The following is a 24,239-nucleotide window of genomic DNA, read 5'->3' as shown; positions in this document are numbered from 1 at the left end:
CCGAAAGCCTACGCAACCACCGGGTGACGGCCGAAGTGCAGGGGCCGACCGGGAGATCTTCCTCTCCTCACCCGTATCTTCCACACCCGTAGCCGGGTGCGATCAATCGAAGACGATGATCTGGCGGATCGCGCGGCCCTCGGCGAGTTCGTCCATGCCGTGGTTGATCTGGTCGAGTGAGATGCGGGACGAAATCAGCTTCTCCACGGGCAGCTTTCCCGAACGCCACAGATCCTCGTAGACGGGGATGTCCCGCGCGGGAACAGCCGATCCGAGGTAGCTGCCGATGATTGTGCGGGCCTCGGCCACCAGGGTCAACGGCGAGATCGACGAGCGCGCCTGTGGGGACGGCAGCCCGACGGTGATGGTTTTTCCGCCGGGGGCGGTGGCGGACACGGCCGATTCGAAGGCTCGCGCATTGCCGGCGGCCTCGATCACGATGGGCGCCCGTATGCCGGCCTCCACCAGTTCGGCAGGCGTGTATACCGCCGTCGCACCCAGTTCGAGTGCGGCCTGGAGCTTTTCCGGCACCGAGTCGACCCCGATGACCTCGCCGGCACCCCGCGAGACGGCGGTGAGAATCGCGGCCATTCCGACCCCACCGAGGCCGACCACCATGACGGCCTGACCGGGGCGCGGATTGCCGGCGTTGAGAACGGCTCCGCCTCCGGTGAGAACAGCGCATCCGAGTACCGCGGCCACATCGGCGGGCACGTCGTCACCGACAGGAACGACAGAATGGCGGTTGACCACGGCATGCGTGGCGAAACCGGACACTCCGAGGTGGTGGTGCACCGACTCGTCGCCCCGATGCAGACGCGAGCCCCCGTCGAGCAGGGTTCCGTCGTTGTTGGCTTTCGTACCCGGCACGCACGGCATCTGGCCGTCGGTGGCGCAGCCCTCGCACTGGCCACAGCGCGGCAGGAATGTCATGACGACCCGTTGTCCGACGCTGAGGTCGTCCACGCCCGCGCCGAGTTGCTCGACACGCCCGGCCGCCTCATGACCGAGCAGCATCGGAACCGGCCGGACCCGATTGCCGTCGACGACGGACAGGTCCGAATGGCACAGTCCCGCAGCCTCGATCCGGACCAGAATTTCGCCCGGACCCGGCTCGTCCAGTTCGAGTTCGGCGATAGAGATGGGCGCGGACTCCGCGAAGGGTCGTGTTCGGCCGATCTCTTCGAGCACTGCTCCGCGAATCTTCATCTCGCACGCCTCCTGTTGTCGGGGGTAGCTCGTTACCGGACGATGCCACGCACCGACGCGGGCAAATCACGTTTGCGTCGATACGGCCCTACGACGGCGGCGCCGAAGGGGCGCTGCAACAGCACCCTCGCCACGTCGCGAACCTCGTCGGTGGTGACCGCATCGATCTTCGCCAAGGTTTCGGCGATGCTGCGATGGTTGCCGTAGTTCAGTTCGCTCTTGCCGATGCGGTGCATCCGCGATCCCGAATCCTCCAGGCCGAGAACCAGACCCCCGCGCAGAGACCCCTTCGCGCGGGCACATTCAGCGTCTGTGATGCCGTCGGCGGCGACGGTGGACAGCACCTCTCGGATGACCGTGGCGACCTCGCCGAGGTTCTCGGGCTGGCAGCCCGCATAGACCGAGAACGCACCGGTGTCGGCGAACGTATCGACGCCGGAGTACACGGAATACGCGAGCCCGCGGATTTCGCGCACCTCTTGGAAGAGACGGGAACTGAGCCCGCCCCCGACGGCGGCATTGAGCACCGACAGCGCCCACCGATGCGACTCGTGCCTGCCGAAGGCCCGAACGCCGAGGGAGAGATGGACCTGTTCGCTGTCGCGGTTGGTGAGGCTCAGCGTGGGCGCTGTCCGCAGCCGCAACGCACCGGCGCGGCGAGGCGCGGGCTCGGCCGCCTCCTCGAGATGACCGGCGAACGCCCGGCGCACCATCTCCACCGTGTGCTCGTGGTCGACGTTCCCGGCCACCGCCACCACCATCCGCGGCGGTGTGTACCGGCGAACGTGGAACGAGTGCAGCTGGGTGCGAGTCATCGATTCGATCGACTCGACACTGCCGATCACGGGACGGCCGACGGGGTGGTCGCCGTACAGGGCCGTCAGGAAGGCATCGCCGAGCAAATCTTCGGGGTCGTCGTCACGCATCGCGATTTCCTCGAGGACCACCTGGCGCTCCACGTCGACATCCGAGGAACGGCAGCGGCCTCGAAGCACCACATCGCTTACCAGGTCGACTGCCAGGGGCAGATCTTCATCCAGCACGTGCGCGTAGAAACAGGTGTGTTCCTTCGAGGTGAAGGCATTGAGTTCGCCTCCTACACCGTCCATCACCTGGGCGATGTCGAGGGCACTGCGTGACGGAGTGGCCTTGAAAAGCAAATGCTCGAGGAAGTGCGCGGCGCCCGCGACCGTGGGCTGCTCATCACGGGATCCCACACCGACCCAGACACCGACGGATGCGGAACGCACGCCGGGAACGTATTCGGTGACAACCCGGAGACCGCCGGGAAGCACGGTGCGCTCGACACCGGGATCCGGTTCACGCAGGGTCGACGCTGCAATGGGGGCCGCGACGCGGCGGCGATCGATCTTGGCCATGTAGTGGTTCAGCGGTCCTCGAAAACTGGGCGACGTCGAACGGCAAACTTTACACGGAGACACCGACCGACCCGTTTCCGCCTCCGGCGGGATCACTCGTCGAAGCTACTCGGGCGTGAACCGGCTCTCGAGCCCACATCCGTGGCGGCCAGTACGACGATCCGCTCGATTCGCTGCCCAGGGAGAATCATCTCCCGCTCCTCCAGCATCCGCGCGCGGCCGGCGAGTGCTGGGCCGAACGGAACGTGTTCCGAGGCCACGACCTCGACCCGCAGACCCCGCTCCTCGAGCATGGTTCGCGACTTCTCCACACCGTTCAGGACAGACTGGACGAGGAGAAGAGTGCCGCCCGGAGCGAGGAGATCCGGGACCGCGACGCAGAGGCGGTCGAGGACGGCGCGCCCGTCGATTCCCGCATCCCAGGCCAGCCCGAGAACGCGCCCGCGACCGCGACCGCGGACAGAGTCGTCCGACGCCGGCGAGTACGGCGGATTCGCCACCACCACATCGAAGCGCAGCGTCCGCACCGGGTCGACGAGATCGCCCCGCACCACCCGCACGGTCCGGCGGTTCAGCTTGGAATTGAGCCAAGTGCTGATCACGGCGCGGCGAGACACGTCGACGGCGGTGACCCATCCCGCGCCACCTTCACAGGCGGCCACACTCAATGCGCCGGTGCCACAGCATAAATCGAGCACACGCGTGCCCGGCCCGAGCTCTCGTCCGGCAAGTACCTCGGCGAGCAACCAGGTGTCCCGCTGAGGCCGATAGACCCCGGGCAGGCGAAACAACATGACCGGCTCCCTCCCACGCCGTTGATGACCAGCGTGGGAGCGACCCACAGTTACATGCAACTCGACGGGCCGCATTTCATCCGGTGTTCACGTCGGATCCCGTCCGAGCCGGCTGAAGGCGTCGCGAATCGGGTATATGACGGGGGTGCCCCGTTCCTTTTCCGCCGATTCTCCCGCGCCGGCCGACGCGATTTGGTCCCTGCTGTCACGGCCGTCACGGTGGCCAGAATGGGCTCCGCACATTCGCGGTGCCTGGGCTCTGGGATCTCCGGAGGTGCAGTGCGGGCGCTGCGGGGCAGCACGGGTGCTGTGGTTGATTCCGGTTCCGGTGGTCATCTCCGCCAAGACGCCCGGTCGGTCCTGGACCTGGCGGGTGGGTCCCATGGACCTCGAGCACTCCGTCGAACCCCTCGGTTCCGGCTCGCGCATCACGATGACGCTGTCGGCGCCCGGGCCGGTGGAGCCGGTGCTGGCCGCCACCTACGGGCCGGTCATCGCCCTTCTCGTTCGGCGGCTCGCCCGCGTCGCCGGCGCGGCACCCGCCACCTGACAGTGGTCCCGAATACGCGAGCGGCCCCGCACGAGTAACGTGCGGGGCCGCTCGGCAGGAGCCGGGAGAGACCTACTTCTCGGCTGCCTGCTCTTCGTCCTGCTCGGTGGCCGGCGCAGCGCCGTCCTCCTCGACCGGGATCAGCGAGATCTTGCCGCGGTTGTCGATGTCGGCGATCTCGACCCTCAACTTGGAGCCGACGCTCACGACGTCCTCGACCTTGGCAATGCGCTTGCCGGAGCCCAGCTTCGAGATGTGCACCAGCCCGTCGCGGCCGGGGAGGAGCGACACGAACGCACCGAAGGCGGTGGTCTTGACGACCGTGCCCAGGAAGCGCTCGCCGACCTTCGGCAGCTGCGGGTTGGCGATGGCGTTGATCATGTCGATCGCGGCCTGCGCGGACGGGCCGTCCGTCGCACCGACGAACACGGTGCCGTCATCTTCGATGGAGATGTTGGCGCCGGTCTGCTCGGTGATCGAGTTGATCATCTTGCCCTTGGGGCCGATGACCTCGCCGATCTTGTCGACGGGCACCTTGATGGCCGTCACCCGCGGAGCGAACGGGCTCATTTCGTCCGGAGTGTCGATGGCCTCGGCCATGACGTCGAGGATCGTCGCACGCGCATCCTTGGCCTGCGACAACGCGCCGGCGAGGACCTTCGACGGGATGCCGTCGAGCTTCGTGTCGAGCTGGAGGGCCGTCACGAAGTCCTTGGTGCCCGCGACCTTGAAGTCCATGTCACCGAAAGCGTCTTCGGCACCGAGGATGTCGGTGAGGGCCACGTAGCGGGTCTCCCCGTCGACCTGGTCGGACACCAGACCCATGGCGATACCGGCAACCGGAGCCTTCAGCGGCACACCGGCGTTGAGCAGCGCGAGCGTCGACGCACACACCGAACCCATCGAAGTGGAACCGTTGGAGCTGAGGGCCTCCGACACCTGGCGGATGGCGTAGGGGAACTCCTCGACGCTCGGCAGTACAGGCATGAGTGCCCGCTCGGCCAACGCGCCGTGTCCGATCTCGCGGCGCTTCGGCGAACCGACACGACCGGTCTCTCCGGTGGAGTACGGCGGGAAGTTGTAGTGGTGCATGTACCGCTTGGTGGTCTCGGGCCCGAGGCTGTCGACCTGCTGCGCCATCTTCACCATGTCGAGGGTGGTGACGCCCAGGATCTGGGTTTCGCCACGCTCGAACAGCGCGGAACCGTGTGCCCGCGGCACGAGGGCGACCTCGGCGGAGAGCGAACGGATGTCCGTGATTCCACGACCGTCGATGCGGAACTGGTCGCGCAGGATGCGCTGACGTACCAGCTTCTTGGTCAGCGAACGGAACGCTGCGCCGAGTTCCTTCTCACGTCCCTCGAACTTGGGTGCAACCTGCTCGAGCACCTCGACCTTGACCTCGTCGGTCTTGTCGTCGCGCTCCTGCTTGCCGGCAATGGTGAGTGCGGCACTCAGCTTCTCGGCGGCGGCCTCTTCGACCGCGGCGAACACGTCGTCCTGGTACGCCGGGAAGACGGGGAACTCGCCGGTGGGCTTCGACGCCTTCGCCGCGAGCTGCTGCTGAGCGGTGCACAGCCGCGCGATGAACGGCTTGGCCGCCTCGAGGCCCTCGGCCACGATCGCCTCGGTCGGTGCCTGAGCGCCATCCGCGATCAGGGAGATCACGTTGTCGGTGGCCTCCGCCTCGACCATCATGATCGCGACATCGGCGTCGTCACCGGAACCGGAGACGATGCGGCCGGCAACGACCATGTCGAAGACTGCGTTCTCGAGCTGCTCGACCGTCGGGAATGCCACCCACTGGCCGGCCTTGTTCTCCGCCGAGGTGATGAGCGCTACACGCACACCACCGACAGGACCGGAGAACGGCAGGCCGGCGATCTGGGTGGACGCCGACGCCGCGTTGATGGCGACCACGTCGTAGAGGTCCTGCGGGTTGAGGCTCATCACCGTGACGACGACCTGGATCTCGTTACGCAGGCCGTCGACGAACGACGGGCGCAACGGACGGTCGATCAGGCGGCAGGTGAGGATGGCGTCCGTGGAGGGACGGCCCTCACGGCGGAAGAACGAGCCGGGAATGCGACCGGCCGCGTACATCCGCTCCTCGACGTCCACCGTCAGGGGGAAGAAGTCGAAGTGCTCTTTGGGGTGCTTGCTGGCGCTGGTGGCCGACAGCAACATGGTCTCGTCGTCGAGGTAGGCGACGACGGCGCCGGCGGCCTGCTGAGCGAGGCGGCCGGTCTCGAATCGAATGGTGCGGGTGCCGAAGGACCCGTTGTCGATCACGGCGGTGGATTCGAACACGCCCTCATCGATCTCTACTGCGGAGTTCTCTGTCATCTCTTCTTTTCACTTCCCTCTCGTCTTCGCCGTACCCGCGCGGGCGTTCTCACCCTCCTGGCGAGAACTGCGCACCTGAGGGACATCCCCCTCTCGAGATCTCGGGATGTCGCTGTGCGGAGGCGGCCGTCGATCGAAGTCCCCCGGACCGTGTCCGGACGACCACTACCGAAGACCGACACCACATTCTCGGGTGCATACGGTAGTGCTGCCCTACGGCAGCGAACGCCGATAGCCAGCGAGGCCCAGTCTAAGCAAGGCCACGCCGGCTACCGGAGTGATTGGCGATCGAATGATCGCCGTGCCACGAAACTCAGCGACGCAGGCCGAGACGCTCGATCAGCGAGCGGTAACGCTCGATGTCGACCTTCTGGACATACTTGAGCAGACGACGACGGCGTCCGACCAGCAGCAACAGGCCGCGGCGGGAGTGGTGGTCGTGCTTGTGCGTCTTGAGGTGTTCGGTGAGATCGACGATGCGCTTGGTGAGCATGGCCACCTGCGCCTCCGGCGAACCGGTGTCGGTCTCGTGCAGGCCGTACTCGCCCAGAACCTGCTTTTTCTGTTCGGTGGTCAATGCCACTGTTTTCACTCCTGGTAATGACGTTCGCGTGAAAGGATCGATATTCGACGCGGCCACCGCGAACCGCAGCGCACGCCAGCGGACTACTTTACCAGCTGAAATGCGGCTCGATTACGTTGCGCCGTCCAAGGCGGACAGGATCTCGCGTGACCGCTCCGCGTCGCGCCCCATCGCGACGATCAAATCGTCGACAGAGTCGAATTTTTCCATCCCTCGCAACCGCTCGACCAGATCGACAGCGACGTGCTGGCCGTAGAGGTCGGCCTCACGATCGAGAACGAAGGCCTCCACCGTACGGGTGCGGCCCGAGAACGTGGGGTTGGTGCCGACCGACACGGCCGCCATGTAGCGCTCCCCCGAGGTGACCGTACCCAGATCGACGCCGTGCCCGAGCACGGTGAACCAGGCCGCGTAAACCCCGTCCGCGGGGATGGCCGCGTACATCGGAGGCGCGACATTGGCCGTCGGATAACCGAGCTGACGCCCGCGACCGTCCCCGTGGACGACTACCCCCTCCACCCGGTGGGGCCTGCCCAGCGCCTCCGTTGCGGCGGCCATGTCGCCTGCGTCCACGCACGAACGGATGTAGGTGGAGGAGAAGGTGACGGCGTGCTCGGCGAGCAGCGTGACGCCGTCGACCGCGAACCCGAACCGGTCGCCGATCTGACGGAGCAGGTCGACGTTGCCGGCGGCCTTCTTGCCGAAGGTGAAGTTCTCACCGACGACGACCTCGGCCACGTGCAGACGCTCCACGAGAATTTCGTGGGCATACCGCTCCGGCGTCAGCTTCATGAATTCGGCGGTGAACGGCATGACGCAGAACACGTCGATCCCGAGGTCTTCCGCGAGTTCGGCGCGGCGGGCCAGCGTCGTCAACTGGGCGGGATGACTGCCCGGGCGAACCACTTCCATGGGATGTGGGTCGAAAGTCATGAGCACGCTGGGTATTCCACGCTTGCGTGCAGCCGACACCGCCCGGCTGATCAGTTGGGCGTGACCTCGGTGCACGCCATCGAATACGCCGATCGTGAGTACACAACGACCCCAGTCGGCAGGAACCTCGTCGAGACCACGCCATCTCAGCACGACTGGCAGCCTACGGTGCGGCGCGCCGATGTTCATCTCCGGACCGGCCGGTCCCCCGGGATCGTGTAGGCGGACGTGCCGTCACCTCGCCGTTCTTCCCCCGCGAGTCCCCCTTCGAGGTGTGTCGATGTGTCTGTCCGGTAAGACTTGCCTAAGCTCGGGGCGTGGCCGGAAACAAGAATGACCAGATCGCGACCGAGGACACGGCATCGGAGACCGGCTCCTTGTCGGCTGTGGCGCAGGACTACCTCAAGGTCATCTGGACCACCGGAGAGTGGTCGCAGGAGCGAGTGTCCACCAAGTTGTTGTCCGAGAAGATCGGCGTGTCGGCGTCCACTGTGTCGGAGGCCATCAGGAAGCTGTCCGATCAGGGGCTGGTCGATCACGCCCGCTACGGTTCCATCGCACTCACCGAGGCGGGCAGGGTGGCCGCCATCGGAATGGTCCGTCGCCACCGGCTCATCGAAACGTATCTGGTGCGCGAACTGGGGTACGGCTGGGACGAGGTACACGACGAAGCGGAAATACTCGAGCACGCCGTGTCCGATCTCATGATCAACCGGATGGACGCCAAGCTGGGACACCCGGAGCGGGATCCCCACGGTGACCCCATCCCCACGGTCGACGGTTCGGTTCCGACACCCCCGGCCCGCCAGCTGAGTCACTTCGCGAACGGCGAAAGCGGCCGGATCGCACGGATCTCCGACTCGGACCCGGCCATGCTGCGCTATTTCGATTCGGTCGGCGTGGCACTGGACGTCGAAGTGACGGTGCTCGAGCGACGCGACTATGCGGGGACGGTGTCGGTCCGGCTCGACGCCGGTCCGGACTCCGTCGAACTGGGCAACCCGGCGGCCCAGGCCATCTGGCTGGTGTGAGCTATCTCAGCGTCGCCGGACGAACCACCATCACCGAACTGGCACGCTTGCCGCGTTCCTGCAGCAGTGCGATGGTGGAGCCGCCCGGGTCTATGGCGGCGTACACACCCTTGATTCCGACCGGCTCGAGCCACCGGCCCTGACTGATCGACTCGGCCTCCGCAGCATCGACGAGTCGATGCGGGAACGCGGTCTGCGCTGCCGCGTCGATGTCGAGGCTGACCGCCGGCTCCTCGGCCAACTGTTCGAGGGTGCGGGCATGGTCCAGTGTGAAGGGCCCGACTCGCGTTCGCCGCAACCTTGTCAGGTGACCGCCCACCCCGAGCGCGGCGCCGAGATCGCGGGCGAGAGAACGAATGTAGGTGCCGGACGAACATTCCACCTCGACATCCAGATCGACGAACGTGCCCTCGTCGCGTCGCGCGACCACGTCGAAGCGGGACACCGTCACCGAGCGCGCCGCCAGTTCCACTTCCTCGCCCGCACGAATCCGGGCATGGGCGCGTTGCCCGTCGACCTTGATGGCACTGACGCTCGCAGGAACTTGCGAAATCTCGCCCGTGAGGAGCGCCACGTGTGCGGCGATCTCCTCGTCTCGCACAGCAGAAGCATCGGCCGACGCCAGAGTCTCGCCCTCGGCGTCGTCGGTGGCGGTCGACTGCCCCAACCGAATAGTCGCGGTGTACGCCTTCGTGGTCAACGCCAGAAGCCCGAGCATCTTCGTCGCCCGCTCCACGCCGAGGACGAGGACGCCCGTCGCCATGGGATCCAAAGTGCCCGCATGCCCGACCTTCCGGGTACCGAGGAGTTTGCGGCACCGCGCCACGACATCGTGGCTGGTGATCCCGGCGTCTTTGTCGACGATGAGCAGACCGGCACCGACGAGACCGGAGGAAGGCTTTTCACGCGCAGGCACGTGTTCCGATTCTGCCAGCCGGGCAATCGGCACTCTCACTGCACCGCAATTGTTGTGATGATGAGGCCGTCCGACACCATCCAGCGTCCGTCGAACGACGCCAGCGGCGGCCCGTCGAGGGTCTCCCCCGAGATGAGCAGATTTGAATGAAAGGTGCCCGTGCCGCCATCCGCGGCCTCGAAGGTGATGTGTGCGTCCTCGAAACCCAGCCATCTCCCGGTGAGGGGGAACCATGCCTTGTACGTCGCCTCCTTGGCACAGAACAGCAGCCGGTCCCAGTGCACCGAGTCGTCAGTCCCCGACAGCCACTTCCGTTCCACTTCGAGGCTCACCGCGTCGAGCACACCCTCGGGCAGAGCCTCGTGCGGCTCGGCGTCGATTCCGACGGACCGCACCTGCATCGCATACCCGAGCACGGCGCCGCGGTAGCCGTCACAGTGCGTCAGACTTCCGACGACGCCGCGAGGCCACACCGGCGAGCCTTTCTCTCCCCGGAGAATCGGGGCAGGGTCCACACCCAGCTTCGCCATGGCCAGTCGCGCGCAGTGCCGGGCGCTGGTGAATTCGCGGCGACGTTTCTCCACCGCCCGCCCGATCAGCGCCTCCTCCTGCGGATGCGGACGCAAACCCGGCGGGTCTTCGAAGAGCTCGGCAGACGCCACACCGGAGGGCAGGATCCTCTCGATCACAAAGTCCCCCTCGCCCGCATCTTCTCCACTTCCGCCTCCTGCTCGGGAGTCACCTTGAAGTGACCGCCCCACTTGTTGAGCGTCCCCGGCGGATACTCCGGCACCGGCATGATCTGGCGGAGCAGCTTCTCCGGAAGGCCACGCCGCTGCCACTCCCTCGGATAGCCGAGAGAGACCTCTTCGAACCGCACGCCGTCGTAGGAGGTGGTACGCGGAATGTGCAAGTGCCCGTACACCGCACAGACAGCGTTGTACCGGGTATGCCAGTCCGCCGTCATCTCGGTGCCGCACCACAACGAGAACTCCGGGTACCACAGCACCTGGGTCGGCTCACGCACGAGGGGAAAGTGGTTGATCAGCACCGTCCGGGTGCCGGCGGGCAGCGCATCGAGGCGCTCCTTCGTCGTCTCCACGCGGTGACGGCACCACGCATCCCGGGTGCCGTACGGCTCGCTCGACAGCAGGAACTCGTCCGTCGCTACCACGTTCTTCTCCCGCGCGATCGCGAGGCCCTCCTCCTTGGAGGTGGCTCCGGCGGGCAGAAACGTGTAGTCGTAGAGAAGGAACATTGGAACCAGCGTGACCGGGCCGTCCTCTGCCTCCCACACCGGGAACGGATCCTCGGGAGTGATGACGTCGATCTCGCGGCACATCGTGACCAGGTAGTCGTAGCGCGCGACACCGTGCATCTGGACCGGATCCTTGGCCGTCGTCCACAGCTCGTGATTGCCGGGCACCCAGATGACCTTGGCGAATCTGCTCCGAAGCAGCTTCAGGGCCCAGCGAATGTCGTCGGTCTTCTCGGAGACGTCACCCGCGACGATCAGCCAGTCGTCCGGAGAATCCGGGTAGATCTCCTCGGTGATCGGGCGATTTCCCCGGTGTCCGACATGGGTGTCGCTCACGGCCATCAACTTGGCTGCCACGTCCACTCCCCTTCCCGATCGCGTTTCCTTGTCGATCGCTCGTTGCACCGGTTTGCGTTTCACTCCGCGTCAGGCCTCGGGGTGCCTGGTTTGAAGGTCTGCACCGGTCACCGCCCAGCGGCCGGTGCCGACGCGCCAGACGACCGCGAGCATCCGAAGCACTATGAACACGGTCAACCCCGTCCAGATTCCCGCCAGACCCCAGTCGCGGAGCATCGACAGCCAGATCAAAGGCAGGAAGCCGACCAACGCGCAGGCCAGGGTGGCATTCCGGAGAAACACGACATCTCCCGCCCCGAGAAGCACACCGTCGAGAGCGAAGACCACTCCGGCCACGGGAATGATGGCAACGAAGAACCACCACACCACCGCCATGTCGTCCAGCACCGCAGTATCGGAGGTGAACAGGCCGGGTACGACACTGTGACCGAGCGCGAACATGAGCGCCAACGCCGACGCGAAGAGCGTGGACCACCGCGTGATACGCCACGACAGGCGGGTGGCCCCGCGGGCGTGCCCCGCGCCCAGTGCGGCACCCACCAAGGCCTGTGCGGCGATCGCGAGGGAATCCAGGGTGAGTGCGACCAGATTCCACAACTGCAGGACTACCTGATGTGCGGCGACAGCTGCGGCCCCGAACCGGGATGCGACTGCGGCTGCCGAGAGGAAACACGCCTGGAACGCGAGACTGCGGAGGATCAGGTCCCGGCCGAGGATCATCTGAGCCCGCATCACGCCCCACTGCGGACGCAGCGGCACTCGTTCGAATACCAGCGCACCGACGAAGAGACTGGCCGACACGGCCTGGCCGATCACATTCGCCACGGCCGAACCCTCGAGTCCGAGGAGCGGGGCGCCCCACAGTCCGTGTACGAGCAGCGGACACGCGATCGCCGACACGACGAGGCCCGCGATCACGAACCGTAAGGGCCGCACGGTGTTCTGCATGCCGCGCATCCAGCCATTGCCTGCCATCGCGATCAGGATCAACGGGGCGCCGAACACGGCGATGCGCAACCAACTCGCCGCCGCGTGCGCGATGTCGGAGCCGCCGGCGATCGCCGAAGTCACGGGACCGGCCAGCAGATGAACGAGCGCGACCACCGTCACGCCGATGATGAGCGCAAGCCACGTCGCCTGCACCCCCTCGCGGACGGCACCACGCTCGTCCCCGGCACCGTGCATCCGCGAAGCCCGGGCCGTGGTCCCGTAGGACAGAAACGTCAGCTGGGTGCTGACCTGCGCCAGGATCAGTCCGCCGACCGCAAGACCCGCAAGTGCCAGCGCACCGAGCCGTCCGACGACAGCGATGTCGAACAGTAGATAGATCGGTTCCGCGGCAAGCACCCCCAGCGCCGGGAGCGCAAGACCGAACACCGTGCGCGCAGCTACATCGCCCGAAACCTTCGTCCCAGCCGTTACATCGCCCGTGCTCTCCGAGACTTCCGCCAACAGACCCGAACCTCAGCCGAGCGACTCGACGAGTGACGCCACGATCTCGTCGACGGAGGTGACTGCGGTGTACCCGGCCGCGAACCGGTGTCCGCCGCCGCCGAGGTATCCGGCGACGAGCGAGACGTCCACGTCGGACTTGGAGCGCAGCGAGACCGACCAGGTGTCGTCTGCGGCCTCTTTCAGGACCGCGGCGACCTCGGCCTCCGATGTCGTGCGGACGATATCGATGACGCTTTCGATTTCTTCGGAGCGCAGACCCCGAACATCGGCCTGTCGGATGACGGCATAGACCAGACCACGGCCGCCTGCGGCGCCGGGAACGAATGTGGCTGATCCCAGCACCGTGGACAGCATCGGCAGCCAGCCGAAGGGATGGGTGTCGAGCAGTCGCCGGGCGATCCGGGCACCGTCTATACCGGTCGCGAGTAGCCGCTCGGCGAGGGTGTGGGTCCCGGGCTGGACCCAGCGGAACGAACCGGTGTCGGTCACGAGGCCGGCGTAGAGGCAGTGCGCGAGGTCGGCGTCGATCTCCACGCCCCACAAGTCGAACATCTGAGCCAGGACCGCAGTGGTCGATTCCGCCGACTCGTCCACCAGGTTCATCCGCCCGAACCGGGTGTTGGACCGATGGTGGTCGATGACGAGCGTCTCCGCCGCATCATGGAGGCGGCCCGCGAGCGTGCCGAGCCGCCCTGCACTGCCGCAGTCGACGGTGACCAGCAGATCGACGTTTCGATGCACCTGGTCCGCCGGCACCAGCAGGTGGGTGCCGGGCAGTTCGCGCATCGACTCGGGCAGTTCGTCCGGAGCAGCGAACGCCACCTGCACCGGGATACCTTTACGCTCGAGAACCAAACCGAGCGCAAGGCCGCTGCCGATGGTGTCGGCATCGGGCTGAACGTGACACAGAACCGTCACCGACGTCGCGTTCTCGAGTACGGCGACCGCCTGCGGCAGATACACCTCTTGGCGATCGAGATCAGACAGGGACGTCTCCTGAGTGTGGGTCATGTCGTCGGCGTCAGTCCGCCTGGCGGGAACCGGACGGCTCGTCGACATCCACGTCGTCCGAATCCTCGGTTCGTGGCTCCTTGTACGGGTCCGGGTCTCCGGCCGGGGACGCCGCGGCAGCGACACGGGCGACCTCGTCGTCCGCGGCACGAGCGCGGGCGAGGAGTTCTTCCATATGACGGGCAGTGTCCGGCACGGTGTCCGCGACGAACGTGAGCGTCGGCGTGAATCTCACGCCGGTGCCGGCACCGACCTTGGAGCGCAGAACACCCTTGGCCTTCTCCAGGCCTGCGGCCGCAGCAGCAAGATCAGGTTCCGACTCGAGGTCGGCGCCCATCACGGTGTAGTACACGGTCGCGTCGTGGAGGTCGGCCGTCACCTTGGTGTCGGTGATGGTCACGAACGCCAGGCGTGGGTCCTTGATTTCGTGATCGATTGCCGTCGCAACAATGGTGCCGATGCGCTTGGCGAGCTTGCGTGCCCGGGCGGGATCCACCATGACAATCAGACTCCTCTCCCTGGCCGCTCGATAAGTTTGTGGTCCTACTTTTGCTCTGTCTTTCTCATTCTGCACGCCGAGGCGTCGTGACGACCCGCCGGGCAGGGCATACCGAGTCAGTCCTCGGGCCCGAAAATTCTCCGCCGCACGGCGAGTAGTTGCAGCTCCGGCAGATCTGCAACATGCCGCTCGCAGGTGTCGAGCACTTCGTGTACGTGATCGACGGCCGAGCTCGCCATGGTGACGCCCAGCATCGACCGGCGGTACCGATCTTGTTCGCCGGTTTCCGCGGCGGACACACCGTAGCGACGCAGCTCCGCGAGAACCGGTTTGACCATTGCACGCTTCTCTTTCAGAGATCGCACGTCACCGAGCAAGATGTCGAGCTCGAGCGCACCGACGTACAACTTTCCTCCTTCGGGGAGACGTGCGCTTCTCCGGCCGAACCAGTCGGCCGGAGAAGCGCACGCCGGATAACGCTGCTACGTCACCCCACTCGAAAAGGGAGATCAGTCACGCGGCTTTTCCCGAAGCTCGTAGGCCTCGATGACGTCACCAACCTTGATGTCGGTGTAGGTGACCGTCAAACCGCACTCGTAACCCTCGCGTACCTCGACGACGTCGTCCTTCTCCCGCTTCAGCGAAGAGATGGTGACGGTCTCGGCGACAACCGTGTTGTCACGCAGCAGCCGGGCCTTTGCATTGCGACGGATGCTACCCGAGGTGACGAGGCAACCGGCAATGTTGCCGACCTTGGACGAGCGGAACATCGCGCGGATCTCCGCCTTGCCCAGCTCGACCTCTTCGTAGATCGGCTTGAGCATGCCCTTGAGGGCCTTCTCGACCTCGTCGATTGCCTGGTAGATCACCGAGTAGTACCGGATGTCGACGCCCTCGCGGTTCGCCAACTCGGTCGCCTTGCCCTCGGCGCGGACGTTGAACCCGATGATGATCGCGTTCGACGCAGCGGCCAGGTTGACGTTCGTCTCGGTGACGCCACCGACACCACGGTCGATGACGCGCAACTGCACCTCGTCGTCGATCTGGATGCCGTGCAGCGCCTCCTCGAGGGCCTCCACGGTTCCGGAGTTGTCACCCTTGAGGATGAGGTTGAGCTGCGACGTCTCCTTGAGGGCCGAATCGAGGTCCTCGAGGCTGATCCGCTTGCGGCTCTTCGCGGCCAGAGCGTTGCGCTTACGCGCATTGCGCCGGTCGGCGATCTGACGGGCGATGCGATCCTCGTCGACCACGAGCAGGTTGTCGCCTGCACCGGGGACCGACGTGAAACCGACCACCTGCACGGGACGTGAGGGCATTGCCTCGAGTACGTCCTCGCCGTGCTCGTCGACCATCCGGCGCACACGGCCGTAGGCGTCGCCGGCGACGATCGAGTCACCGACCCGCAACGTTCCACGCTGGATGAGCACGGTCGCGACGGGTCCGCGTCCACGGTCGAGGTGCGCCTCGATGGCGACACCCTGTGCGTCCATATCCGGGTTGGCCCGCAGGTCGAGGGCAGCGTCCGCCGTCAACAGCACGGCGTCGAGCAGTGCATCGATGTTGGTGCCCTGCTTCGCCGAGATGTCGACGAACATGGTGTCTCCGCCGTATTCCTCGGCCACCAGCCCGTACTCGGTGAGCTGCTGCCGGATCTTGTCCGGGTTCGCGCCTTCCTTGTCGATCTTGTTCACCGCGACCACGATCGGCACGTCGGCCGCCTGGGCGTGGTTGATCGCTTCCACCGTCTGCGGCATGACGCCGTCGTCGGCGGCGACGACCAGGATCGCGAGGTCGGTGGCCTTGGCACCACGAGCACGCATGGCCGTGAAGGCCTCGTGACCGGGGGTGTCGATGAACGTCACGAGACGCTCGTTGCCGTCGAGCTCGGTGAGCACCTGGTAGGCACCGATGTGCTGCGTGATACCGCCGGCCTCGCCCTCACGGACATTGGCCTTACGGATCGTGTCGAGCAGGCGGGTCTTACCGTGGTCGACGTGGCCCATGACGGTGACCACCGGCGGACGGGACATGAGGTCCTCTTCGCCGCCTTCGTCTTCACCGTAGGTGAGGTCGAAGCTGTCGAGCAGCTCACGGTCCTCGTCCTCCGGGCTGACGACCTGGACGACGTAGTTCATCTCGCCGCCGAGCAGCTCGAGGGTCTCGTCGTTGACGGACTGGGTAGCCGTCACCATCTCACCGAGGTTGAACAGTGCCTGCACGAGGGCAGCCGGGTTCGCGTCGATCTTCTCCGCGAAGTCCGAAAGCGAAGCACCGCGAGCGAGGCGAATGGTCTCGCCGTTGCCACGCGGCAACCGCACGCCACCGACGGCGGGCGCCTGCATGGAGTCGTATTCCTGGCGCTTCTGACGCTTGGACTTGCGACCACGACGCGGGGCGCCACCGGGGCGACCGAACGCGCCCGCTGCTGCACCGCGCTGACCGGGGCGTCCACCGCCACCGGGACGGCCGCGGAAACCACCTGCGGGTGCGCCGCCACCGGGAGCACCGGCACCGGCACCGGGGGCACCGCCACCGCGGTAGCCACCGCCGCCGCCTGCACCGCCGGGACGCCCACCGGGAGCGCCGCCGGGACGGCCGGGACGGCCACCACCGGGTGCGGGACGAGCCGAGCGTGCCGGCATCGCGCCGGGGTTCGGACGAGGAGGCATCGAACCGGGACTCGGACGAGGTCCGCCCTGACCGGGAGCCGGACGAGGACCGCCCTGACCCGGAGCCGGACGAGGACCGCCCTGACCCGGAGCCGGACGAGGTCCACCCTGACCCGGAGCCGGACGAGGTCCACCCTGACCCGGAGCCGGACGAGGACCGCCCTGACCCGGAGCCGGACGAGGAGCACCGGGACGCGGTGCGCCGGGAGCCGGACGCGGCGCCGGACGCTCGGCCGGAGCCGACGAGTACGGGTTGTTACCGACACGCGGAGGCTTGGGGCCCGGTCGCGGCCCACCCGGCTTTGCGCCGGTGGACGGGGCCGCGGACGCACTGGCGGCCGGAGCCGACGGCGCAGCGGGTGCCGGCGCGGCCGGAGCCGGGCGACCCGGCTTCGGCGCATTGCTGTTCGGTGCACTGCTTGTAGGTGCACTGCTGGTAGGAGCTGCCGGAGCCGCTGCTGCGGGCGCGGCCGGAGCCTGCGCCGCGGGCGTGGCTGCGGGAGCTGATGCAGCCGGCGCCGCCGGCGCGGGTGCTGCCGGAGCCGGAGCTGCCGGCTTGGGGCCGGGACGGGGTCCGCCCGGCTTGGCCGACGTCGTCGACGGTGCGCTCGGCGCCGGCGCGCCGGGTTTTGCCGCCGGGCGTGCCGCTGAATCGGGCGACGAAGACTTCGGGAACGACTCCCGCAGACGTCGGGCAACGGGCGCCTCCACTGTGGAGGACGCCGACTTCACGAACTCGCCCTGCTCCTTGAGCGTTGCGAGTAGTTCTTTACTTGTGACACCGAGTTCTTTAGCCAACTCGTGCACGCGGGCCTTGCCTGCCACTGCTCTCCTCACTGATGAGGTCGAGCAGGAGGCTCCCCTGAGAGGGGCCCGCACGACCTCGGGTTATCTCCGATGGACGATCATCGCTGGTGCTTCACGGTGTGCTCATGAGTGCTTGTGCCTGTTCTGTTCGAGAGGTACTGCTCTGCGTGTGCGTTCTGCTCGTACCCAATGTTCGATCTCTGACGTATCCACACTTCCGGTGACTCGCAGCGCTCTGCCGAAGGCTCGGCGTCGCTCTGCGAGACTCAGGCAAGCCTGATCGGGGTGCAGCCACGCACCTCGTCCGGGAAGCCTACGTCGTGGGTCGGGAACGAGTATATGGCCTTGCGGCCCACTCTCACTTACCACGACCCTGAGCAGATCGAGAGCCAGCGCGCGCTCTCGACATCCAATGCACGTCCGTACCGGCGAACCGGCACTGACGCGCGTGAAATCCGGGAGCTCATGCTGAACCATTGACCACTCTACCGCCGACTCGCCCCGATCTCCGCATTCCACGCTCAACGAGTGGTCGCGGCGGGTCCGTCGGCCGACTCCGGGGTGGGCGCCGCATCGCTGCGGATGTCGATCCGCCAACCGGTCAGGCGCGCAGCAAGACGGGCATTCTGCCCTTCCTTGCCGATCGCGAGGGACAGCTGGAAGTCGGGGACGACGACTCGCGCCGCGCGCGCATCCGGATCCACCACTGTGACGGAGACCACTTTCGACGGCGACAACGCGTTGCCGACGAACCGGGCGGGATCCTCGTCGAAGTCGATGATGTCGATCTTCTCGCCGGCGAGTTCACTCATCACGTTCCGCACGCGCTGGCCCATCGGGCCGATGCACGCCCCCTTCGCGTTGAGTCCGGAGACGCGCGACGCGACGGCGATCTTCGACCGGTGGCCCGCTTCCCGCGCCACGGCGATGATCTCCACCGACCCGTCCGCGATCTCCGGAACCTCGAGCGCGAACAACTTCCGGACGAGATTCGGGTGTGTCCGGGACAGGGTGATCTGTGGTCCGCGCTGCCCCCGCGACACCCCCACGACGTAGCACTTGAGACGCTCGCCGTGCTCGTAGGTCTCGCCGGGAACCTGCTCGGCGGGCGGTATCAGCCCCTCGGCACCGTTGGCCTCGCTGCCGATCCGCACGACGACCATGCCTCGGGAATTCGCCCGGGTGTCGCGCTGGATGACACCGCCGACGATCTCACCCTCGTGGGTGGAGTACTCACCGAAGCTCCGCTCGTGCTCGGCGTCACGCAGGCGCTGGAGGATGACCTGACGCGCGGTGGTCGCCGCGATGCGGCCGAAGCCCTCCGGGGTGTCGTCCCACTCCTCGCCGACCATGTTGCCGTCCGCGTCGACGTCGTGCGCCATCACGCGCACGATGCCGCTTTTCGTATCGACGTCGATCCGCGCATGATTCTTGTGGCCCTCGGTGTGCCGATAGGCCGTCAGCAGCGCCGTCTGGATCGTCGAGATGACGGTTTCGATCGAAATGCCTTTGTCAGCCTCGATGGCGCGCAACGCCGCAATGTCGATATTCACTTGTCCAACTCCTCTACTACTTCTTCCTCTTCCGATATATCGGAGTCGGACGGCGACACCCGACCCTCGGGTATTCCACCTGCGAGCTCCAACTCTCGCGGGTCCGGCTTGGAAAACTCCACCTGCACAATGGCTTTCTCGATGTCCGACACGGATACTCGGCGAACCTCCGGCCCGGAGCGCGACCCGATCACCACCTCGACTGCGTCGTCGTCCCACCGACCGATCCGGCCCACGACGGTCTCGTTCGGAAGGTCGATGCGCACCTTCCGGCCGCGGGCCCGGCGCCAGTGCCGCTCATGTGTGAGCGGCCGGTCGATACCGGGAGAGGTGACCTCGAGCGTGTACGGAGTCTCCCCGAAGTCGGGAACCGAGTCGAAGACCTCCGAGATCGTGTGACTCAGGCGCGCCACGGCATCGAGCTCGAGCCCGGCGTCGCTGTCCACCATGATCCGGACCGCGCTGTGCTTGCCCGCAAGGTTGACGGCAACGTCCTCCAAGTCGTAACCCTGGCTGTGCACCAGGTCGGAGATGAGCTCCGTCACCCTCTCCTTGGATGGAACCGGCATCGGGAAAGCTCCTCGTTTCAGTTGTCGTTCGTCGGGCGGGTCGTTCGTCGGGCGGGTCGTTCGTCGGAAGTCCGGGGCTGCAGCGTCACGTGCTGGGCGCACGCGGCACCGCTACCCGTTCCGACGGGTTCGGGCATCTAAGAGTAACGCCGATCGGAGGCTTCCGTGACCAGCACCGCTCGCCGATTCCCGGCTTCGCCACCCGACCTGGCACCATGGACCGGTGCTCACGCCCACCGCCTCCCGACCGCCGACGTTCGGCCCGGCCGTGTCCCGGCGCGCCGCTCTCCGGCTCGCAGCAGTCTCCGCCGTCGGTGCCACCGGTGTCGCTTTCCTGGCGGGGTGCACCGAGGACACGAACGACCGGGCAGAGGTCGATTCCCTCGTCGCCCAGTCGCAGCTGGCCCGACGTGATGCCGCAGGCGCTGCGGCCGCGATCGCACTGCACCCCGACCGCAGCGCCGCGCTCGACCTCGTCCGCGTCCAACGCACCGCGCACGCAGACGCGTTGGACGCCGAAATAGCTAGAGCTGCAGGAACTTATCCGGACGGAACGACGCCGACCACCTCGCCGTCCGCGTCCGCGGCACCGACCGCGCCGGCTCCCCCGCCGACATTGGATCAGCTACGCGCCGAACTCGCCGAGTCCCAGCGCAGTGCAGCTGATTCGGCGCGGACTCTGAGTGGCTACCGCGCCGGGCTGTCGGCGTCCATCAGCGCTGCGTGCGCCACCTACCTGGCGGTGGTGCTGTCGTGACCGCTCCTACCGAATCCGAGGGGCGGAGTCTCGCCGACGCACTCGCCGCCGAGCATGCCGCAGTATTCGCCTACGGGGTGGTCGCTGCATTCTCCAATCCGGTTCGTGCGGATCAGGTGGCTGCCGGCGCCGCGGGCCACCGTGCACGCCGCGACGCCCTGATCGACACGTTGACGGCCGCAGAGTTGACGGCCCCGGCCGCCGAGGCGGGTTATACCCTGCCGTTCCCGGTCACCGACCCTGTCTCGGCGGCCCAGCTCGCCGCACGAGTTGAAGCCGATACCGCTATCGCCTGGCGCGCTGTCGTCGAGCACGGCGAGACGGAGGACACCCGGTCGCTGGGGGTCGCCGGGCTGACGGAGTCGGCGATCCGGGAGGCGGGCTGGCGTCTCGCGCTCGGAACAAACCCCACGACAGCGGTCTTCCCCGGCCAACCGTAACCCCGCCCAGGTTCCCGACAACCCGGTTCCCGGCCACCGGGATGCGCACACCCACGCGGCTCGTTTCGGCCTAGCGTCTCAGCCAGGCCACTGGTGAACGAGAGGACGACGGCGTGGACGATCGCTCGATGGAACGGCGTCTGGACGATCTCGAGAGGGTCGAGGCCATCAAGGCGCTGAAGTACCGGTACTGGCGCGCCTGTGACGGTAAGGATCCGGACGCGTTCCGGGCCTGCTTCGTTTCGTCGGGCGCGTCGATCGACTTCGGCGTCCTCGGCCGGTTCGACGACGCTGACCGCATCACCCAGGTGTTCACGGACATCGCCCTACGGGAAGTGGACGGTCGGCCGGTCATCCTCGACATGCATCACGGCTTTCATCCCCACATCGAGTTGCACGGCGAGAGCGAGGCGTCCGGCGCGTGGACGCTGGCTTTCCGTCAAGTCGATCTGCTCCACGGTACGGAGACGGTGTCCTCCGGCGAGTACGACGACGACTATCGGGTCGAGAACGGTGAATGGCGAATGTCGCGGTGCCACTACAGCGTGAGATGGTCGATAACCCGTCCGCTCACTTCGGACACGGTGGTGGTGCAGTGACCGCCCGCGTTGCCCTGGTCACCGGGGCGAGCCGCGGCGTCGGCAAGGGTGTGGCCACGGCTCTGGGTGCGGCGGGATGGACGGTGTACCTGACCGGCCGGGGCCCCGCACCGGAAGGCAGCCCACTGGTTGCCGCTGCCGAGACGGTCTCCGACTCCGGCGGCACCGGAGTCGCCGTTGCGTGCGATCACCGGAACGACGACGAGGTGCGGACCCTGTTCCGGCGCATCGCCGACGAGCAGGGTGGCCGGCTCGACCTGCTGGTCAACAACGTGTGGGCGAGTCCGCCAGGGTTCGGGGGATTCAGCACTCCCTTCTGGGAACGTCCGCTCGACGACTGGGACTCCCTCATCGGCGTCGGATTGCGGGCCCACTACGTTGCGTCCGTGGAGGCTGCCCGGTTGATGGTTCCCCGGCGCCGCGGCCTGATCGCCAACATCTCGTCGTTCGGCACCCGGAGCCACCTTCATTCCGTCCTCTACGGCATGTCGAAGGCGGGGCTGGACAAGATGGCCAGTGACATGGCCGTCGAGCTGGCGCCGCACGACGTGCGGACGGTGTCCCTGTGGCCGGGGATCGTCCGGACGGAAATGATTCTCGCCAGCGGTGTCGACAGCATCGCGGGATTTCCTGTCGCGGACGCCGAGTCGCCGCAGTTCGTCGGCCAGGTGATCTGCGGGCTCGTCGACGATCCGTCCCTCTCCGACCGTAGCGGTCACACCTTCGTGACCGCGGAACTCGCGCGCGAGTACGGAATCACCGACACGAACGGCCGCACCCCGCCGTCCCACCGGGCGGCGTTCGGCGGCGGACCCGTCTTCTGAACCGCCGCTGTCGATGCGACCGACACCGCAAGCACCCCGCCGCACTTGATCTTGCTCAGCACACCCGCGGCGGGGCAGGATAGGAACGTGCCGAAGGGTTGTCGCCGTGGACCGAGACACTGAATCTCGTCTGAGCTATTCCGATCGGGAAGGTCACCACCACACCGTGGACCTTTCCCTGGAATCGCCGCGCGTCACCATCGGACGATCGCCGGGTTCCGACCTCCCCCTCACCGAAGACGATGAGGTGTCACGACTCCACGCGGTGGTCGAATGCGTGGGCTCGCACTGGACCATTCTCGACGACGGACTGTCCCGTAACGGCACCTTCGTCAACGGCGAACGCCTCGCCGGACGGCGGCGACTACGGCAGGGCGACAGCATCCGCATCGGTGCCACCCGAATCCGCTATCAGGAGTTCGGCGGCGGACCCGACGAGGCAACCCGGATGGGCACCGACATGCCCGACGTCCGGTCTCTCACGGAGACGCAGCGCGGCGTGCTCACGGCGTTGTGCCGGCCCTACAAGCACGGTGCCGCCTTCGCGAATCCGGCGTCGAATCAACAGATTGCCGAGGAGCTCTTCCTCAGCGTCGATGCGATCAAGACGCATTTGAGGACATTGTTCGCAAAGTTCGGGGTCGGGGATCTGCCGCAGAATCAGAAGCGCGTTCGCCTGGCGGAGCGGGCGATGCGCAGCGGCATCATCAACGAACGCGATCTCTGATCAGCCGACCGCCATCAGTTCACGGCCGGAGGCGGCGGGCACGGTGTGCGCAATCCGCTCGACGAGCCCGATGATCGCGGCTGCCACATCGGCCGCACGTTCGAGAATGACGGAGTGTCCCGCCCCGTCGACACTGACCAATTGCGATGCGGGCAGCAGCGACGCCATGGCAGCGGAGTGCTGGAACGGTGTGAGCATGTCCACCGAGCCGCAGAGGACCAACGACGGGATATGCGCGAGAGCCGCGAGGGAGGCGCGCTCGTCGAAGCCGAGCAGCGACTCGAGGAAGCTGGACATCGTCACCACGGAGGTCGTGTTGACCATGGCGGCCACCAGAGCGGCGAGCCGCGGGTCGACGGGCCGATTACGTACCTCCGCCGCTTTCGCCAGTGCAGTACCGACTGTCCGGCCGAGCTTTTTCGATCCGTGCACGACCCGCGGCGCCCGCCGGACAGCGCTGCGAAGCAACGACACTGCCGGACTGCGCAGATGGCGGGCGAGGCCCGCCTCGGCGAGATCGTATGCGGCGGTCGATATCAGGGCCATCCCGACGATGCGCGAACCGATCGTGTGCGGATTCTGCCGCGCATACGACAACGCGGTCATTCCTCCCATCGAGTGTCCGACGAGAACGATCGGACCCCGGGGCGCCACCGCGTTCAGCACCGAACCGAGATCGCGACCGAGTTGGTCGATGGTATACGTCGACGCAGGGGCTTCTCCGGACTCGCCGTGCCCGCGATGATCGTAGAAGACCATGCGCACCTCGTTGCGCCAGAAGCGGACCAGCTGCTTGCGCAGCGCCCACCAGGATTCGGTGCGGAGGCAATGTCCGTGGACGAACACCACCGTGGTCGGCGCATCGGGTGACCCGAACTCTCGCACCGCAAGAGGAATCCCGTCTTCGGTCCGGACCGTGAGCCGGCGACCATCGTGCTCGGATGAAACCGGGGTGTTCGACATGAGGGCCTCC

The 24,239-nt window shown here is 66.8% G+C and carries 25 protein-coding genes; 7 read left to right on the top strand and 18 right to left on the bottom strand.

Annotated elements, in window-relative coordinates; all coding sequences use genetic code 11:
* Positions 1-102: 102 nt before the first annotated feature.
* From L1080_RS07865 to L1080_RS07855, 3 genes are all read right to left on the bottom strand, one after another.
* Positions 103-1,209 carry an alcohol dehydrogenase catalytic domain-containing protein gene (locus tag L1080_RS07865; RefSeq protein WP_159926273.1) on the bottom strand — a complete coding sequence of 369 codons (1,107 nt, stop codon included), beginning with the start codon at positions 1,207-1,209 and terminating at the stop codon, positions 103-105.
* Positions 1,210-1,241: 32 nt separating this feature from the next.
* Positions 1,242-2,588, bottom strand: a complete 1,347-nt coding sequence (locus tag L1080_RS07860; protein WP_250764073.1) for a M16 family metallopeptidase — start codon at positions 2,586-2,588, stop codon at positions 1,242-1,244.
* Between the two features lie 92 nt (positions 2,589-2,680).
* On the bottom strand, positions 2,681-3,382 hold the full coding sequence (locus L1080_RS07855; protein ID WP_250764075.1) for a HemK2/MTQ2 family protein methyltransferase: 702 nt from the start codon (positions 3,380-3,382) through the stop codon (positions 2,681-2,683).
* A 136-nt stretch (positions 3,383-3,518) separates the two neighbouring features.
* Between L1080_RS07855 and L1080_RS07850 the strand changes: the two genes are divergently transcribed.
* Positions 3,519-3,932: an SRPBCC family protein gene (locus tag L1080_RS07850; RefSeq protein ID WP_236603305.1), complete on the top strand. Its 414-nt coding sequence runs from the start codon at positions 3,519-3,521 to the stop codon at positions 3,930-3,932.
* Between the two features lie 72 nt (positions 3,933-4,004).
* On the opposite strand, the gene L1080_RS07845 is transcribed toward L1080_RS07850, so the two are convergent.
* From L1080_RS07845 to L1080_RS07835, 3 genes are all read right to left on the bottom strand, one after another.
* On the bottom strand, positions 4,005-6,278 hold the full coding sequence (locus L1080_RS07845) for a polyribonucleotide nucleotidyltransferase (RefSeq protein ID WP_109330812.1): 2,274 nt from the start codon (positions 6,276-6,278) through the stop codon (positions 4,005-4,007).
* A 313-nt stretch (positions 6,279-6,591) separates the two neighbouring features.
* A complete protein-coding gene (gene rpsO / locus L1080_RS07840) occupies positions 6,592-6,861 on the bottom strand; it encodes a 30S ribosomal protein S15 (protein WP_109330815.1) in 270 nt (89 codons plus the stop codon).
* A 111-nt stretch (positions 6,862-6,972) separates the two neighbouring features.
* Positions 6,973-7,947 (bottom strand): bifunctional riboflavin kinase/FAD synthetase, encoded by a 975-nt coding sequence (locus L1080_RS07835; RefSeq protein WP_250764077.1) that lies wholly within the window; start codon positions 7,945-7,947, stop codon positions 6,973-6,975.
* Between the two features lie 164 nt (positions 7,948-8,111).
* On the opposite strand from L1080_RS07835, the gene L1080_RS07830 reads away from it, so the two are divergent.
* Positions 8,112-8,825 carry a metal-dependent transcriptional regulator gene (locus L1080_RS07830; protein ID WP_250764079.1) on the top strand — a complete coding sequence of 238 codons (714 nt, stop codon included), beginning with the start codon at positions 8,112-8,114 and terminating at the stop codon, positions 8,823-8,825.
* Between the two features lies 1 nt (position 8,826).
* Here the strand turns inward: L1080_RS07830 and truB are convergent, their stop codons facing one another.
* From truB to rimP, 11 genes are all read right to left on the bottom strand, one after another.
* Positions 8,827-9,741, bottom strand: coding sequence for a tRNA pseudouridine(55) synthase TruB (truB, locus tag L1080_RS07825; RefSeq protein WP_250764123.1), 915 nt, complete (start codon positions 9,739-9,741; stop codon positions 8,827-8,829).
* Positions 9,742-9,776: 35 nt separating this feature from the next.
* Positions 9,777-10,430 carry a 4'-phosphopantetheinyl transferase Npt gene (npt, locus tag L1080_RS07820; protein WP_250764143.1) on the bottom strand — a complete coding sequence of 218 codons (654 nt, stop codon included), beginning with the start codon at positions 10,428-10,430 and terminating at the stop codon, positions 9,777-9,779.
* The gene (locus L1080_RS07815; RefSeq protein WP_250764146.1) at positions 10,427-11,356 is read right to left on the bottom strand and encodes a metallophosphoesterase family protein; all 930 of its coding nucleotides are present in this window, start codon (positions 11,354-11,356) and stop codon (positions 10,427-10,429) included. The genes npt and L1080_RS07815 overlap by 4 nt, the downstream gene beginning before the upstream one ends.
* A 69-nt stretch (positions 11,357-11,425) precedes the next feature.
* Complete coding sequence (locus L1080_RS07810; RefSeq protein WP_374432501.1) at positions 11,426-12,808, bottom strand: MATE family efflux transporter; 1,383 nt, start codon at positions 12,806-12,808, stop codon at positions 11,426-11,428.
* 12 nt (positions 12,809-12,820) lie between these two features.
* Positions 12,821-13,822 (bottom strand): DHH family phosphoesterase, encoded by a 1,002-nt coding sequence (locus L1080_RS07805; protein WP_159926259.1) that lies wholly within the window; start codon positions 13,820-13,822, stop codon positions 12,821-12,823.
* Positions 13,823-13,832: 10 nt separating this feature from the next.
* A complete protein-coding gene (rbfA, locus tag L1080_RS07800) occupies positions 13,833-14,321 on the bottom strand; it encodes a 30S ribosome-binding factor RbfA (protein WP_109330825.1) in 489 nt (162 codons plus the stop codon).
* A 116-nt stretch (positions 14,322-14,437) separates the two neighbouring features.
* Complete coding sequence (locus L1080_RS07795; RefSeq protein WP_109330827.1) at positions 14,438-14,728, bottom strand: DUF503 domain-containing protein; 291 nt, start codon at positions 14,726-14,728, stop codon at positions 14,438-14,440.
* 102 nt (positions 14,729-14,830) lie between these two features.
* Positions 14,831-17,815: a translation initiation factor IF-2 gene (infB, locus tag L1080_RS07790; RefSeq protein WP_250764149.1), complete on the bottom strand. Its 2,985-nt coding sequence runs from the start codon at positions 17,813-17,815 to the stop codon at positions 14,831-14,833.
* Between the two features lie 105 nt (positions 17,816-17,920).
* Positions 17,921-18,274: a YlxR family protein gene (locus L1080_RS07785; protein ID WP_159926255.1), complete on the bottom strand. Its 354-nt coding sequence runs from the start codon at positions 18,272-18,274 to the stop codon at positions 17,921-17,923.
* Between the two features lie 44 nt (positions 18,275-18,318).
* Complete coding sequence (nusA, locus tag L1080_RS07780; protein ID WP_109330833.1) at positions 18,319-19,350, bottom strand: transcription termination factor NusA; 1,032 nt, start codon at positions 19,348-19,350, stop codon at positions 18,319-18,321.
* Positions 19,347-19,919, bottom strand: a complete 573-nt coding sequence (rimP, locus tag L1080_RS07775) for a ribosome maturation factor RimP (RefSeq protein WP_159926251.1) — start codon at positions 19,917-19,919, stop codon at positions 19,347-19,349. The genes nusA and rimP overlap by 4 nt, the downstream gene beginning before the upstream one ends.
* A gap of 223 nt (positions 19,920-20,142) precedes the next feature.
* Between rimP and L1080_RS07770 the strand changes: the two genes are divergently transcribed.
* From L1080_RS07770 to L1080_RS07750, 5 genes are all read left to right on the top strand, one after another.
* On the top strand, positions 20,143-20,676 hold the full coding sequence (locus L1080_RS07770) for a hypothetical protein (protein ID WP_250764156.1): 534 nt from the start codon (positions 20,143-20,145) through the stop codon (positions 20,674-20,676).
* The gene (locus tag L1080_RS07765; protein ID WP_250764159.1) at positions 20,673-21,116 is read left to right on the top strand and encodes a ferritin-like domain-containing protein; all 444 of its coding nucleotides are present in this window, start codon (positions 20,673-20,675) and stop codon (positions 21,114-21,116) included. The genes L1080_RS07770 and L1080_RS07765 overlap by 4 nt, the downstream gene beginning before the upstream one ends.
* A gap of 113 nt (positions 21,117-21,229) precedes the next feature.
* Complete coding sequence (locus tag L1080_RS07760; protein ID WP_250764163.1) at positions 21,230-21,715, top strand: nuclear transport factor 2 family protein; 486 nt, start codon at positions 21,230-21,232, stop codon at positions 21,713-21,715.
* The gene (locus L1080_RS07755) at positions 21,712-22,539 is read left to right on the top strand and encodes an SDR family NAD(P)-dependent oxidoreductase (RefSeq protein WP_250764259.1); all 828 of its coding nucleotides are present in this window, start codon (positions 21,712-21,714) and stop codon (positions 22,537-22,539) included. Before L1080_RS07760 ends, L1080_RS07755 begins: the two co-directional genes overlap by 4 nt.
* Before the next feature lie 106 nt (positions 22,540-22,645).
* Entirely contained in the window at positions 22,646-23,266 is a 621-nt protein-coding gene (locus L1080_RS07750) for an FHA domain-containing protein (RefSeq protein ID WP_159926242.1), read from the top strand.
* Here the strand turns inward: L1080_RS07750 and L1080_RS07745 are convergent, their stop codons facing one another.
* The gene (locus tag L1080_RS07745) at positions 23,267-24,229 is read right to left on the bottom strand and encodes an alpha/beta fold hydrolase (protein ID WP_159926240.1); all 963 of its coding nucleotides are present in this window, start codon (positions 24,227-24,229) and stop codon (positions 23,267-23,269) included.
* Between the last annotated feature and the right edge of the window lie 10 nt (positions 24,230-24,239).

This window comes from Rhodococcus sp. MSC1_016, from assembly GCF_023667485.2.
Lineage (GTDB): Bacteria > Actinomycetota > Actinomycetes > Mycobacteriales > Mycobacteriaceae > Rhodococcus_F > Rhodococcus_F oxybenzonivorans.
The sequence above is the reverse complement of the archived record's forward strand: the minus strand, read 5'-3'. Positions and strand labels throughout refer to the sequence as shown.